This is a genomic window from Pectobacterium carotovorum (genome assembly GCF_033898505.1).
Classification (GTDB): domain Bacteria; phylum Pseudomonadota; class Gammaproteobacteria; order Enterobacterales; family Enterobacteriaceae; genus Pectobacterium; species Pectobacterium carotovorum_J.
In genome coordinates this window covers 725,553-741,467 of sequence record NZ_JAXAFK010000001.1, presented here as the reverse complement: position 1 = coordinate 741,467, position 15,915 = coordinate 725,553, and the positions used below count along the sequence as shown (strand labels likewise).

Genomic DNA, 15,915 nt, shown 5'->3' with positions numbered 1-15,915 from the left:
ACCATGCGCCGCCTGCACGTCATCGGAATGACGCTGTTTCTGGCCTTTTTCTATAGTCTGATTTGGCTGGCGCTGTGGACCATCAGTTTCTATTTAAGCAACAACGGCCAACAGGCGCTGCTGCTGTTACCGCAAGGGCTACGGCTGGCGCTGATGATTTTGCTGCCGCGCAAATATTGGCCGACCTTGCTACTCTCAGAAATCGCTATCCAGAGTTGGCTTATCAGCGAGCAGCTCATGACGCGTTCGCTGCTACTGCTTTCCCCGTTCCTCAGCCTGATTCCGGCCATCATCACGCATAAAATCTGGCATCGCCATACGCTTTATTGGCAACGCCTCCTGCTGTTGCTGGCAGCGCTGACGCTCAACACGATTCTGCACGGCATCGCCATTGGCCCCTGGTTGCATTCGCAACTGACGCAGACGCTGCTGGCCACGTTTACCGGCGGCGTCCTGCTGATTCCGTTCATCTATCTGCTGTACGAATACATCAAGCAGCAGCACTTGCAGACACTGCTGGCGCAGGAGATCCCCGATCCGCCGCTGCGTACCTCGCTGCTGATTTGGTGCTCGCTGTTTTTTTCTATCGGCGTTTGCCTGCAAATGGCGTTCACGCCCGAAATGGAACGGCTGCTGCTGATCTTCGTTTTTCTGCCCAACGTGGTGATGGCGTATAAATTCGGTTGGCAAGGCGGCGTACTCTCCGCCGTACTCGGCAGCCTGATGATTGCCGTCACGCGTCAGGTGAGCGGGGCCTTCGACGATCTGCGCGAGTTGGAGCTATTCCTGTCCACGCAGGCATTGCTCGGTATTGGGCTGGGGATCGCCATCAGTCGCCAGCAACAGTTGGCGCAGCGGCTCCAGCGCTATCGTCAGCAGTTGGAACAGGAGCTGAAAACCCGGCGGCGGCTCATGGAGCGCATCATCCATACCGAAGAGGCCGTGCGCAAAGACATCGCGCGCGAGCTGCATGATGACATCGGCCAAAACATCACCGCCATTCAGATTCAGGCCATGCTGGTAAAACACAGCGCACCTGCCGATGCGGCCCAGCATGCTGCCGGACAAATCAGCGAGCTGTCGCGGCGCATCCACCACACCACGCGCCAGCTTCTACGCCAGCTGCGCCCGCCGGTGCTGGATGAGATGGTGCTGGATAAAGCGCTGCATCATCTGGCGGATGAATTCGCCTTCACAGCGCGCGGCATCCAGTTTCATCTGGACTATCAGCTTCCCACGCCCCCGCACGATGACGTGGTGGTTTTCACCCTTTACCGACTGGTGCAGGAACTGCTGAATAACATCAACAAACACGCCAGCGCCACGCAGATTACGGTTCGGCTTTCTCAGCAGGATGACCTGATTACGCTTGACGTCATTGATAACGGCGTGGGCATTGCACAAAAAGACAGGACAAATCCCACAAGTGGCGGCTTCGGCCTGCGGGGCATCGAGGAGCGCGTTCAGGCGCTGGGCGGTCACTGGCTGGTGAAGACTGCGACCAGCGGTGAATCCACCACGCCGCATGGCACACACATAATTGTTAACCTGCCCACAAAATTTAAACAAAAAGACGATTAGCTAGGAATTATTCCTAGTCACCTAAAACCTTGTCTCATCCTTTTTGATTCACATCCCCCTACTCTTCTCTCAACGCGACGGAGAACCCCATGCAGGCACCCATGTTTCCAACGAGACAGTTTCCACCGGGACAGCTTTCACCAACACAGATCAGCCAGCGTTATCGCTACTGGCGACCGCGGTTGCTGATTTCCATGGTCATCGGGTACGCCACGTTTTACCTGACGCGCAAAAGCATCAACTTCGTCATGCCGGTGATGCAGTTGGAATTAGGGTTAAGCAAAGGCGATATCGGCCTGCTGGGGACGCTGTTTTATCTCTGCTACGGCGCGTCCAAGTTTATTTCCGGCATCGTGTGCGATCGCAGTCAGGTGCGCTGGTTTATGGGCGTCGGGTTGATGATTACCGGCGTACTGAACATTCTGTTCATGTACTGCCAGTCGCTCACGGGGTTACTGATTGTCTGGGCGCTGAACGGGTTCTTTCAGGGCTGGGGTTGGCCCCCTTGCGCCAGACTGCTGAGCAGTTGGTATTCGCGCAATGAACGCGGCCTCTGGTGGGGATGCTGGAATACGTCGATCAACATCGGCGGCGCGGCGGTTCCCCTGCTCGCGGGCTATCTGGCCTCCGAATGGGGATGGCAGGCGGCGCTGCTGGTGCCGGGCATCATCGGCATTGTGATTGGGCTGTGGCTGTGCTGGCAACTGTGCGACAAGCCGCAGCAGCAGGGATTGCCCAGCGTCGGTCAGTGGCGACGCGATGCGCTGGAGATTCGTCAGGAGCAGCAGAGCCCACCGATGCCGATGCGTCAGATTCTGCGCGATGCGATTCTGCGTAACCGCACCATCTGGCTGCTCGGGTTCTCCTACATTCTGGTGTACCTGATTCGTATCGCACTGAATGACTGGGGAAACATCTGGCTGTCGGAGAGCCACGGCTTCAACCTCCTCAGCGCGAACGCCACGCTGTCGCTGTTTGAACTCGGTGGATTGCTGGGGGCGCTGTTTGCCGGTTGGGGTTCGGACCTGCTGTTTCGTGGTCAACGCGCACCGATGATTTTGCTGTTTGCATTAGGGCTGTTTTTAACCATGACCGCGCTGTGGCTGGCACCGATTCACCACTATTCGCTGCTCGCGGCCTGTTTCTTCAGTATCGGTTTTTTTGTTTTTGGACCACAGATGTTGATCGGTCTGGCTGCGACGGAATACAGCCATAAGGATGCCGCTGGCACGGTGACAGGTTTTCTGGCGTTGTTTGCCTATCTGGGGGCGGCGCTGGCGGGCTGGCCGCTGGCACAGGTGCTGCAACACTACGGATGGTCGGGATTTTTTACTCTGCTGGCGTTGGCTTCAGCCTGCATCGGACTGTTATTGATGCCGCTGCTGATGGCAGGTGTCAGCCGCCGGGAACGTTTGATGACATCAAAATAGCGATAACAATCGATAATTATACCCTAAATAATTCGAGTTTCAGGAAGGCGGCGACACAGCGAATCCCCAGGAGCTTACTCAGGTAAGTGACTGGGGTGAGCGAGGACAAATCGGCTAGCCGATTTGAACGCCGCTTGCGGTGGCCCGTGAGGGCGAGGCTCAGAGATGAGCCGAGTATTGCCAACGCACATGCAACTTGAAGTATGACGGGGATATACTAAGGAAAACATCATGAAACTAAGTACCTTAACTACCCTCATCGCCGCTGGACTGACCGTTGCTGCCGTTACCACTACCACCGCACGTGCTGAAGGGCGCTTAGTGATTTATTGTAGCGCCACCAACGCCTTCTGCGAGGAAGAAGCCAAGGCCTTCGGTGAAAAATACGACGTTAAAACCTCCTTTATCCGCAACGGTTCCGGCAGTACGCTGGCGAAAGTCGATGCGGAGAAGAAAAACCCGCAGGCTGACGTCTGGTACGGCGGCACGCTGGATCCGCAGTCCCAAGCGGGCGAAATGGATCTACTGGAACCCTACCAGTCTAAAAACCTCGATCAGATCATGCCGCAGTTCCGCGATCCCGCTAAACGTAAAGGCAACTACTCGTCTGCCGTTTACGTCGGCATCCTCGGCTTTGGCGTCAACACCGATCGCCTGAAAGAGAAAAACCTGCCAGTACCACAGTGCTGGAAAGATCTGACCAACCCAGTCTACAAAGGCGAAATCCAGATTGCCGATCCACAAAGCTCCGGTACGGCCTATACCGCACTGGCGACCTTCTCCCAGCTTTGGGGTCAGGATCAGGCCTTTGATTACCTGAAGAAACTGAATACCAACGTATCGCAGTACACCAAATCGGGTATTGCCCCGGCACGCAACGCTGCACGTGGCGAAACCGCTATCGGCATCGGCTTCCTGCATGACTACTCACTGGAAAAAGAGAAAGGCGCCCCGCTGACGCTGATCTCCCCCTGTGAAGGTACCGGTTATGAAATTGGCGGCGTCAGCATCCTGAAAGGCGCACGCAATATGGATAACGCCAAGCTGTTCGTTGACTGGGCGCTGTCAAAAGAAGCACAGGAACTCTCCTGGAAGAAAGGTCAGTCCTACCAGATTCTGACCAACACCACCGCCGAAGCCTCTCCACTGTCGCTGAAGTTGCAGGATCTGAAACTGATCAACTACGACATGGACAAATACGGCGCGGCAGACGTGCGTAAAGAGCTGATTTCCAAGTGGGTTAACGAAGTCAAAATGGGCCAATAATCTCGATTCATTGCCCTTGATTCATTGACCTTTATTGATTGCAAAAACACCGGGAACACAGCGGTAAGCTCGCGTTTCGCTTAACGCCGTGTTCTCAGCATCGCTGATTAACCATTACTCAATATTATTCACCACCTAATACCTGTGACGATTCAATCTTATAAAACAACGCTATAAAGCACCAGGGAACCCTATGTCACACACACTAACTCTTTCACCGACGCCTAAGCGGGATCCCGTTTTCCTGTGGCTGGCGCTGATTGCGGCAACCTTTTTGCTGCTGCCAGCGTGGAGCCTGGATTACGGCCTGCTGGATGCCTCACGCGATGAACTGCTGGCAGCCTACAGCTGGTCAAGCCTGAATATCAGCCTGCTGTGGTTCCTGCTCCCAGTAGGGTTGCTGGCACGTCCACTGCTTACGCCCGGCCGGGAACAGCGTGGTCGCCACCGTTTTGATGCGGCTTACGCGTTGTTCTGTGCCCTTTTCGTGGTCATCAGTGCCACGGTTGAAGGTCGCGGAATGGGCTATGGCACCATCGCGCTGTTTGTCGCGCTGAGTGCGATTATTACGCTGGCGCTCTCTAGGCTTGACTGGCTGGGTGGCGATCGCTTCGTCATCGGCTCGCTCATTAGCATCATCGCGCTGATTGGCGTCTTTATTCTTTATCCCAGCATCGCTATCTTCATCCCGATGTTCACCAACGACAGCGGTGAATTCGCACCGCTGGCATTTATGCAGATTTTGGGTCAGACGCACATTTTACGGGTGATCTGGAACTCATTCCTGCTGTCGGTTGCCGTCGGTATCGGCTGTACTTTTTTCGGTATGGTGCTGGCGATCTACACCTCGCGCATCGCCCGCCGCTCCGCGATTATCGGCCGTATTTTCTCCATTCTGCCTATCGTTACGCCGCCGTTTGTCGTCGGGTTAGGCGTGACGCTGATGATGGGCCGTTCCGGTTACATGACCGAGCTAATGGTGGATTGGTTCGGACTGACGAACACCAACTGGCTGTACGGTTTTACCGGCATCTGGCTGGCGCAGGTGCTCGCCTTCACGCCAATGTCGTTTATGATTCTGGAAGGCGCGATGAAGACCATTCATCCGTCGCTGGAAGAAGCGTCGTACACCCTGCGTGCTAACCGCTACCAAACCTTTCAGCGGGTTTTCCTGCCCTTGCTGAAACCGGCGCTCGCTAACTCGTTCCTGATCGTGATCGTCCAGTCGCTGGCCGACTTCAGTAACCCGCTGGTGCTGGGCGGTAACTTCGACGTACTCGCCACCCAGATTTACTTCTACATCACCGGGGCACAGCTGGATTACCAGTCAGCCAGTACGCTCGGCGTTGTCCTGCTGGTATTCTCACTGGCCGTGTTCTGCGTGCAATATCTGTGGATCGGTAAACGCTCCTACGTGACGATTTCTGGTAAATCCTCTCGGGGTGATGTACAGCCGCTACCCGTTTCGCTGGTGTGGATCGTCAGCATCCTGCTCTATGTCTGGATTGCCTTTAACGTCCTGCTGTACGGCAGCATTTTCTACGGCAGCTTTACCGTTAACTGGGGCGTGGATTACACCCTGACGCTGGCAAACTTCAGCAAGCTGTTCGGGCAAGGCTTTAGCGACGGTGCCTGGCCTTCCCTGCTGGATACGCTGTTGTTCGCGGGCATCGCAGCACCGATTACGGCACTGTTCGGGCTACTTATCGCCTACATCGTGGTGCGTCAGCAGTTCTACGGCAAGAAGGCTATCGAGTTCACCACTATGCTGTGCTTTGCGGTGCCGGGCACGGTTGCCGGTGTGTCTTACATCCTGGCCTTTAACAGCGCGCCGGTTTACTTAACGGGAACGGCGGTGATCGTCATCATGTCGATGGTGATGCGTAACGTGCCGGTTGGTATCCGTGCGGGTATTGCCGGACTGGGACAGTTGGATAAATCGCTCGATGAGGCGTCGCTCAGCCTGCGTGCGGGTTCGATGCGCACGGTGTTCTATATTCTGCTCCCGCTGCTGCGTCCGGCCATTTTGTCTGCGCTGATTTACAGTTTCGTGCGCGCCATTACTACCGTCAGCGCCATTATCTTCCTGGTTACACCAGATACTCGCGTCGCCACGTCTTACATTCTTAACCGCGTGGAAGACGGTGAATACGGTATGGCGATTGCCTACGGTTCCATCCTGATTGTGGTCATGCTGGCCATTATTTTCCTGTTCGATTATCTGGTCGGTGAAGCGCGGGTTTCCCGCACCAAAGCCAAGAATAATGCCTAAGCGGAGTGATTACCTTGAATACTGAAAAAAGCTTTGTCGAACTGAAGCACATCACTAAACGCTTCGGCAACAACACCGTCATTGATGATTTGAATCTGGCGATCCCTCAGGGAAAAATGGTCACGCTGCTGGGGCCGTCTGGCTGCGGTAAAACCACGGTACTCCGGGCCGTTGCCGGTCTGGAAAAGCCGACAGAAGGCCAGATTTTCATCGATGGTGAAGACGTCACCGAGCGCTCCATTCAGCAGCGCGATATCTGCATGGTGTTCCAGTCTTACGCCCTCTTCCCACACATGTCGCTGGGGGAAAACATCGGCTACGGGCTGAAAATGCTCGGTCGCCCGAAGGCAGAAATCAATCAACGCGTAAAAGAAGCGCTGGCGCTGGTCGATCTGGAAGGATTTGAAGATCGCTACGTCGACCAGATTTCCGGCGGACAGCAACAGCGTGTCGCGCTGGCGCGTGCGCTGATTCTCAAACCTAAAGTCCTGCTGTTCGATGAGCCGCTGAGTAACCTTGACGCCAACCTGCGCCGCAGTATGCGTGAGAAAATCCGCGAGCTTCAGCAACAGTTCAATATCACTTCGCTGTATGTTACACACGATCAGAGCGAAGCCTTTGCGGTATCCGACATGGTTCTGGTAATGAACAAAGGCAAAATCATGCAGTTGGGCGCACCGCAGGAGCTCTACCGCCAGCCAGCCTCCCGTTTCATGGCCAGCTTCATGGGGGATGCCAATATCTTCCCTGCCACCTTCACGGCAGACAGCGTGAACATCTATGGCTATCTCATTCCGCGTCCGCAGGGCTTTGCCGCTGGATTAAGCGAATCGACCGTTGGTATTCGCCCGGAAGCCATTACGCTCAGCCATCAGGGCGAAGAAAGCCAGCGCTGCACCATCACGCAGGTCGCTTACATGGGGCCGCAGTACGAAGTGCAGGTGGACTGGCACGGTCAGTCGATGCTGTTGCAGGTTAACGCGACCCAGCTTCAGCCGAATCCGGGCGACAGCTACTATCTGCAAATCCACCCTTACGGCATGTTTGTGTTGTCCGAGCAGTAAACATCGGGTAGCTATCCACTACAAACCGGGAACCCTTGTTCCCGGTTTTACTTTTTATAAACATCTAAAAACGCCTACAAACGTCAGTTTCTCTTCGGACTGCTTTGATTGCGCCGGAATACATACACCTGTTACGGATTACCCACGCGATTTGTTATGATGATGCTCTTTCACGCATGGAATCACGCTCGGAATAGCCGCTATGAAACAGAAACCCATAACACTAAATGATGTCGCCGAGTACGCAGGGGTTTCCTATCAGACGGTTTCCCGCGTGCTGAATCAGGCACCTCATGTTTCATCCCGCACTCGCAGTAAAGTCGAAGAGGCGATGGCGGCGCTTAGCTACACACCTAACCGCGTCGCACAGCAGCTGGCAGGGAAAACCATCACTACGCTGGGACTCGTTACCACCGATCTTTCACTGCACGCGCCTTCCCAAATTGCCGCAGCGATCAAGAGTACCGCCAGCCAGTTAGGTATTAACATCGTGATGTCCATGCTGAGCCGCCCGGATGTCAACACCTGCAATAACGCCGTTAACGACCTGCTTTCTCAGCGGGTCAGCGGTGTTATCGTGAATGTCCCGCTCTCATCGGATGAAGTTGCCCACATTAGCCAGACCTGTGCCGATACGCCCGTCCTGTTTATGGATGCCGATCCGCATACCAACATACTCAACGTCATGTTCGATCCCGATCACGGTGCACGCTTGGCCATCGCGCATCTGGTACAGTTGGGGCACCAACATATCGCTCTGCTGACGGGGCCGATGACCTCGATTTCCGCCCGCCTGCGTTATGAAGGTTGGATCGCCGAGCTGGAAAAACAGCAACTCTCCCCTGCTTCGGTGCTGCACGGAGATTGGAGCGCCGCTTCCGGTTACCACCAGACGCTGGCCCTGCTGGGGCAATCTCTGCACGTATCCGCCATTGTTGTGGCGAACGATCAAATGGCGCTTGGCGTTCTGCGCGCACTACACGAGTATGGCCTTCGCGTGCCGGAGCAGATGTCAGTCATCGGCTTTGACGATACTCAGGACAGCGCGTATTACACCCCGCCACTGACAACCATTCGCCAGGATTTCAGACAATTAGGTAAAGAAGGCGTCACCCGCTTGCTCGCTACGCTGCGCGATCCTACCCAGAGTACGTCACTGCTGTTGCCCACCGAACTGATCGTGCGCCATAGCACCGCTGTGCATTCATCAACACATGCCTCCTTGCAAGAGCTCACCAAAAACCTGTTGGACATTACACGCCAGCTCCAGAGGCTGTAACCCTTTACATTATTTGTAACCCTTTACACATCAGGTTCTTTTTCACTGCCGATACCAAAACCTAACAAAATAAGATGATAAACAATAAGTTATTTATCATTCTTTGTTGGTTTATTGCGTAGCGCTTTCCAAATTCGATGTTCCCTCATTCTTTTTACAAACGATCTTTGTGATCGCTTCCACTTTATCGTCACATTCCACTTTACTCGCCCTGACGAGTCGATATGTTATGAGCAAGACAAATTGTGAGCGGATAACAATTTAAAAATCTCATCACAGTAACAGACTCAAAACGTTCAGGAGCCAAGCCATCATGAGCGATACCGTTTTACCGTATCCAGTACGCCATAGCGCCACGCTGCAAGACATCCTTGCCCGACGCGATTGGGAAAACCCAGCCTGCACTCACTATCAGAGGCTTCCTGCGCATCCGCCGTTTAACAGCTGGCGCAGCGTGGCTGCCGCACAGCAGGATGAACCTTCTCAGCGGCTGCGTCGCCTGAATGGCGAATGGACGTTTAGCTATTTCACTCGCCCAGAAGCCGTGCCGGAAAGCTGGTTACAGCAGGATCTGCCTGATTCCGATACCATTCCGGTTCCTTCGAACTGGCAGTTACAGGGCTATGACGCTCCGATTTATACCAACGTAAAATACCCGATCCCCGTCAATCCGCCTTATGTGCCAAAAGACAACCCCACCGGTTGTTACTCGCTCACTTTTAAGATCAATCACGACTGGATCAGCAGCGGGCAAACCCGGATTATCTTTGATGGTGTTAACTCCGCGTTTTATCTGTGGTGTAACGGTCACTGGGTGGGATATTCGCAGGATAGCCGCCTGCCTGCGGAGTTTGATATCGGCCGCTATCTGACGACCGGAGAGAATCGGCTGGCCGTCATGGTGTTACGCTGGTCTGACGGCAGCTACCTGGAAGATCAGGATATGTGGCGTATGAGCGGTATTTTCCGCGATGTCACACTTCTGCATAAACCGACGGTTCACCTCAGCGATATCCAACTGACTACCCCGCTCAGCGCCGATTTCCGCCACGGCACGCTAGAGGTTCAAGTGAGGGCAACGCTCACCGACGCTGAATCCAATAACCATCGCGCCCGCGTACAGCTTTGGCGTGGTAATAAACTCATCGACGACACACGACAGGCGTTCGGCAGCGATATTGTCGATGAACGCGGTGCCTACCACAATAAGGCCTTTCTCCGTATTGACGTGCCACAGCCTGACCTGTGGAGCGCCGAACTGCCGCACCTATATCGCGCCGTCATCTCATTGGAAACAGCGGAAGGCGAGCTCGTAGAAGCAGAAGCCTATGATGTCGGTTTCAGAAAAGTGGAAATCCGCAGCGGCCTGCTGTTGCTGAACGGTCAACCGCTGCTGATCCGCGGCGTTAACCGCCATGAGCATCACCCGCAGCACGGCCAGGTCATGGATGAAGACACGATGCGGCGCGATATTATGCTGATGAAACAGCATAACTTTAACGCCGTACGCTGCTCACATTATCCCAACCATCCGCTGTGGTATCGGCTGTGCGATCGCTACGGCTTGTATGTTGTGGATGAAGCGAACATTGAGACACACGGCATGCAGCCAATGAACCGTCTGTCTGACGATCCTGTCTGGCTGCCAGCCTACAGCGAACGCGTATCGAGAATGGTACAGCGCGACCGCAATCATCCCTGCATCATTATCTGGTCATTGGGTAACGAATCCGGCTACGGCGCAAATCATGACGCACTCTACCAGTGGATCAAACGCCACGATCCGACGCGTCCCGTGCATTACGAAGGCGGCGGCGCGAATAGTCGTGCGACCGATATTGTATGCCCCATGTACGCCCGCGTTGATGAAGATCAGCCATTCCCCAGCGTGCCCAAATGGTCGATCACCAAATGGATCAGCATGCCGGACGAACATCGCCCACTTATCCTCTGCGAGTATGCGCACGCGATGGGCAACAGTTTGGGAGGATTCGCCCGCTACTGGCAGGCATTCCGTCAATACCCTCGGTTACAGGGTGGATTTATCTGGGACTGGGTCGATCAGGCGCTGACCCGCTACGACGAACAAGGTAATGCCTACTGGGCATACGGCGGAGATTTTGGCGACATGCCTAACGATCGCCAGTTCTGCCTGAATGGTCTGCTTTTTCCCGATCGCACCCCGCATCCCAGCCTGTATGAAGCCCAGCGGGCGCAGCAATACATTCAATTCGCCTGGCGGGCTGAATCACCGTATGAGCTGCGTGTCACCAGCGAATACCTGTTTCGCCATACGGACAATGAGCAGTTGAACTGGTGCATCACGCTGGGCGATAAAACGCTCGCAGAAGGTTCGCTGCCGCTGACGCTCGCGCCGCAGGCCACCCAGACTCTCACGCTGCTGGAGGCGCTTCCCGCCGTCGAACGTTCAGGGGAGCTTTGGCTCAATGTTGAAGTCGTACAGCCCAAAGCCACCGCCTGGTCAGAGGCAAACCACCGCTGTGCCTGGGATCAATGGCAGCTTCCTGTGCCACTTCGTCTTCCCGATGCCTCCTGTTCCGGACAGAAGAACGCCCCCGTTCTGAGATCGTCCGATGCGTACTTCGATATCGTTCAGGGCGAACAACACTGGCGCTTTAACCGCCAGAGCGGCTGGCTGGAACAGTGGTGGACAGCTGACACGCCAGCGCTGTTAACCCCGTTGCAAGATCAGTTTGTCCGGGCACCGCTGGATAACGACATCGGTATCAGCGAAGTGGATCGCATCGATCCGCGTGCCTGGGCCGAACGCTGGAAATCGGCCGGGCTTTATCAATTACAGACGCAGTGTGTAACCATTCAGGCTGACCAACTCGCCGATGCCGTGCACATTGTCACCGAGCACGTATTCCGCCATGCAGGACAGGTTCTGCTACAGAGTAAAAAACGCTGGCGGATTGATGCACACGGCACGGTGACCGTTGATGTCGATGTCGATGTCGCCACCGTACTACCGTCATTAGCCAGAGTGGGCTTGAGCTGCCAGCTAGCCGACGTGGCACCTCAGGTCAGTTGGGTCGGGCTTGGGCCACATGAAAATTACCCAGACCGACAGCTGGCTGCACAGCATGGACACTGGAGCCTGCCGCTAGATGACCTTCATACGCCCTACATTTTCCCGTCAGAAAACGGGCTGCGCTGCGACACTCGCACGCTGACGTACGGCAAATGGACAATCACTGGAAATTTCCACTTCGGGTTAAGCCGCTATGGGTTAACGCAGTTAATGACGTGTACTCACCATCATTTATTAGAAAAGGAAAAAGGCGTTTGGCTCAATCTGGATGGCTTCCATATGGGAATTGGCGGCGATGATTCCTGGAGCCCTAGCGTTCATCGCGATGATTTACTCACGGCGACACATTATCACTATCGCGTCGCTCTTCAACATCACCAACCGTATTGATATGAAAAAGCAGTATTAAAAAACAACGAAAGAGCTCAGGTATCTACCCTAAATAATTCGAGTTGCAGGCAGACGGCAAGAGAAGGCATCCCGATGAGCTTACTCAGATAAGTGATCCGGGTAACTAAACGTAGCCAACACACATGCAGCTTGAAGTATGACGGGTATACCGCCTCTTTCTACCCTGTTTATATCCAGCAAGTATATATCGCCGTCAAAATAAATGTTGCGGGTATAATGCCTATCGGAGAAAGCACCATGTACTACCTACATAATAAGAATTTCTGGATATTCGGCCTGTTTTTCTTTTTCTACTTCTTCATCATGGGGGCTTACTTTCCGTTCTTCCCTATTTGGCTTCACGATATCAACCAAATAAGTAAAAGTGATACGGGAATTATCTTCGCCTGCATTTCCTTTTTTGCCCTGCTATTTCAGCCTATATTTGGCTTGCTATCCGATAAATTAGGATTGAGAAAACACCTGCTGTGGATTATTACCATCATGCTCGTGTTTTTTGCCCCGTTCTTTATTTATGTTTTTGGCCCGTTGCTAAAATACAATATCGTATTAGGTTCTATCGTCGGCGGAATTTATCTGGGCTTTATCAACAACGGCGGCGCACCAGCCATTGAAGCCTATATCGAGAAAGTCAGCCGCCGCAGCCAGTTTGAATTTGGCCGTGCACGCCTGTTCGGCTGCCTCGGTTGGGCGCTCTGCGCGTCTATCGTCGGGATTATGTTTACCATCAATAACCAGTTTGTTTTCTGGCTTGGCTCAGCTTGCGCCGTCATCCTCGCCATCTTGCTGCTGTTGGCGAAACCGGAGGTCTCTTCCAGCGCTATCGTTGCCGATCAAGTTGGCTCCAATCAGAAACCCTTTAGCCTGAAAATGGCGGCCGAACTATTAAAAGAACGCAAGATCTGGTTCCTGACCCTCTATGTCGTCGGCGTATCGTGTACCTATGATGTGTTCGATCAGCAGTTTGCCAACTTCTTCACCTCATTTTTCGAGACTCGGCAGGAAGGCACAAGAGTATTTGGCTACGTCACTACGCTGGGTGAATTGCTTAATGCCACCATCATGTTTTTTGCGCCGCTGATAGTAAACCGTATCGGCGGTAAAAACGCCCTGCTCATCGCCGGGACGATTATGTCCGTACGTATCATTGGATCCGCCTTTGCCAGTTCCGTACTGGAAGTGATTGTGCTGAAAACGCTGCACATGTTTGAAGTGCCGTTCCTGATTGTAGGCTGCTTCAAATACATCACCACGGTCTTTGAAGTCCGCTTTTCCGCGACGATTTATCTGGTGTGCTTCTGTTTCTTTAAACAGATATCAATCATTTTCATGTCCATCTTTGCTGGCAATATGTATGACAGTATTGGTTTTCATGGCACTTACCTGATTTTAGGCGGCATCGCCCTCTCCTTTACAGCGATATCCCTATTTACACTGTCAGGAAAAGGGCCGCTGTATGCGTTTTCTGATAAACAGAAAGCGCCGCTGAATACCCTCTAGCGATGGCTGGACGCGATAAAATGCCGGTATTTGCCAAAAATATCGGCAGATTGCACATTCTCTCACCGAACAGTGCAATTTTGTGGTTTACGCCTTTGACATGCGCGGCACACGCCGTTATTATGCGCCCCGTTCACACGATTCCTCTGTAGTTCAGTCGGTAGAACGGCGGACTGTTAATCCGTATGTCACTGGTTCGAGTCCAGTCAGAGGAGCCATATTTAGAAAATCCCGCTTAAGGAAACTTAAGCGGGATTTTTGCTTTTATCTCTGTATTCAATATGTTCCACCTGAAAATCGTTCCCGATGTACATTTCGTTTTCACTAATCATCGGGAGAATGTGGTGGTCAGATTTAGGTTTTTTTTGGTTCGATAATGGTGTGACCCCAGTATTAGATACCATTGTCAGTGAGTAATATCTGTTCTGTTACTGCCTAATTTCCCATTTCGCCACCGTGCTGCAAACTCTGATGGTGTCTGATAATTCAGTGCTGAATGTGGCCGACACTCGTTATAGTCCTGCCGCCAGGCATTAATGATTTCTCTGGCGTGGGCAATATCGCTGAACCAGTGCTCATTCAGGCATTCATCGCGAAAGTGACCGTTAAAACTCTCAATAAATCCGTTCTATGTTGGCTTACCCGGCTGGATTAAATGCCGTTCTACTAGGGGATAGAATGAGCGATAAGACAACGTTCCGTGCTGAGTGTCTTGAATGCGTGGGAGAAAGAAACTGTATAGTTATCAGAGAAACAAATCGGAGTTGGGAGAGCGGTGACGGGCGAAACTCTATGCAATGGGTACGGAGTCTCGCCTGTTACAGTGTGGTTGGTATGGAAAATTATGATCGCTTTTGGCTCAGAGCGGACATTTCAGCTTTGCCCTACCCCTGGCATCTGAACTTAGCCTTGACACCAGAACCAAGTAATTAGCCCAGCGCACCCATACTGGTCAAACGCGCCTCATGGCTTCATCACGATGCGGCCAAGCGGTTTCGCTGTCTCGGCGAATTCGTGCGCAGCGGCAGCATTGGCCAGGGGGAAGATGCGGTCAATGACAACTCTGATGCGCCCTGCTGCTACAGCCTGCAACATGTCGTCCACACTTGCCCGAACTTCGGGCCTTTCAAAAAGGGGTCCCATGAATACCCCCATGAGTGTCTGGTTAGACTGCATTGGCGGCCACAAGTCGACAGTCAGGCTACCACCGCCCGCATTACCGACGAAGACGAGACGTCCTTCCGGAGCGAGCGCAGAAAGCGAAGCGGGCAACGTCGTCCCCACCGGATCGATGACGAGGTCAACACCGGCGCCATGGGTGTACTGCCGGACACTGTCCACGACGTTATTCTCTGCACGATCCACGACATGATCGGCACCAAGTTCAAGCAACCGGCTTCTTCGCTGCGTTCCACTTGCCACGGCGATGACCGTCGCGCCTACTTGTGAAGCAAGCTGAACGGCCGCGAGCCCCACGCCACCAGCGGCTGCCTGAATAAGGACAGTTTCTCCGCGCCGGAGCATGCCTCGAGTGAAGAGGCAATGATATGCGGTTCCAAAAGAAATCGGTAACACCGCCGCTTCTGCCGTATCCACCCCATCTGGTATAAGCCAGGTTCGTTCTGCGGGCACAGCCCAACGTTCCGCATGTGATCCCTGCATGTTAAAAGCAGCGACTCTGTCCCCAATCGTACGGCTACGGACGTTCGATCCGACTGCAACAACAGTGCCCGCGGCCGCGTAGCCGAGGATCCATGAAAGAAGAGGCGGCGGAGTTGAACGGCGGTTGATCAGATCTCCACCTTCAATCGAGATAGCCTCGACAGAAATCAGGATGTCGTCAGGCCCTGTGACCGGATCAGGGATATCGACATATTTCAGGACGCTGGGAGCGCCTTCCACGTCATAAACCGCTGCTTTCATAAATTTTCCTCTATCTCACCAGTAAATCCAGACCAGTCTGGCAAACTACCCCGCTCCGGCATATCGCACGTCAGAAATCTCTCTGTTGCCTCAACAGACAGCGCGGGCTGCCCTATTGAATTTTCGACTGGCGG

General features: G+C 53.7%; 9 protein-coding genes, 1 tRNA gene and 1 pseudogene. 9 read left to right on the top strand and 2 right to left on the bottom strand.

Features of this window, described 5'->3' with window-relative positions; translation table 11 throughout:
* Positions 1–3: 3 nt before the first annotated feature.
* From R9X49_RS03180 to R9X49_RS03140, 9 genes are all read left to right on the top strand, one after another.
* Positions 4–1,581 carry an MASE1 domain-containing protein gene (locus R9X49_RS03180; RefSeq protein WP_319847183.1) on the top strand — a complete coding sequence of 526 codons (1,578 nt, stop codon included), beginning with the start codon at positions 4–6 and terminating at the stop codon, positions 1,579–1,581.
* A gap of 89 nt (positions 1,582–1,670) precedes the next feature.
* Entirely contained in the window at positions 1,671–3,011 is a 1,341-nt protein-coding gene (gene uhpC / locus R9X49_RS03175) for an MFS transporter family glucose-6-phosphate receptor UhpC (RefSeq protein ID WP_319847182.1), read from the top strand.
* A 231-nt stretch (positions 3,012–3,242) separates the two neighbouring features.
* Positions 3,243–4,277 (top strand): ABC transporter substrate-binding protein, encoded by a 1,035-nt coding sequence (locus R9X49_RS03170; RefSeq protein WP_039492791.1) that lies wholly within the window; start codon positions 3,243–3,245, stop codon positions 4,275–4,277.
* Positions 4,278–4,470: 193 nt separating this feature from the next.
* Entirely contained in the window at positions 4,471–6,549 is a 2,079-nt protein-coding gene (locus tag R9X49_RS03165) for an iron ABC transporter permease (protein WP_319847181.1), read from the top strand.
* A 5-nt stretch (positions 6,550–6,554) separates the two neighbouring features.
* Positions 6,555–7,613 carry a ferric ABC transporter ATP-binding protein gene (gene fbpC / locus R9X49_RS03160; protein WP_011093075.1) on the top strand — a complete coding sequence of 353 codons (1,059 nt, stop codon included), beginning with the start codon at positions 6,555–6,557 and terminating at the stop codon, positions 7,611–7,613.
* Positions 7,614–7,815: 202 nt separating this feature from the next.
* Entirely contained in the window at positions 7,816–8,892 is a 1,077-nt protein-coding gene (locus R9X49_RS03155; protein ID WP_319847180.1) for a LacI family DNA-binding transcriptional regulator, read from the top strand.
* Between the two features lie 313 nt (positions 8,893–9,205).
* Positions 9,206–12,337, top strand: a complete 3,132-nt coding sequence (locus tag R9X49_RS03150) for a beta-galactosidase (RefSeq protein ID WP_319847179.1) — start codon at positions 9,206–9,208, stop codon at positions 12,335–12,337.
* A 258-nt stretch (positions 12,338–12,595) separates the two neighbouring features.
* The gene (locus tag R9X49_RS03145) at positions 12,596–13,858 is read left to right on the top strand and encodes an MFS transporter (RefSeq protein ID WP_319847178.1); all 1,263 of its coding nucleotides are present in this window, start codon (positions 12,596–12,598) and stop codon (positions 13,856–13,858) included.
* Positions 13,859–14,000: 142 nt separating this feature from the next.
* Positions 14,001–14,076 (top strand) — tRNA-Asn (locus R9X49_RS03140).
* Between the two features lie 188 nt (positions 14,077–14,264).
* Here the strand turns inward: R9X49_RS03140 and R9X49_RS03135 are convergent.
* Positions 14,265–14,525: pseudogene (locus R9X49_RS03135) on the bottom strand (integrase core domain-containing protein); the annotation flags it as partial.
* Positions 14,526–14,821: 296 nt separating this feature from the next.
* Positions 14,822–15,781 carry a zinc-binding alcohol dehydrogenase family protein gene (locus R9X49_RS03130; protein ID WP_319847177.1) on the bottom strand — a complete coding sequence of 320 codons (960 nt, stop codon included), beginning with the start codon at positions 15,779–15,781 and terminating at the stop codon, positions 14,822–14,824.
* Positions 15,782–15,915: the final 134 nt, after the last annotated feature.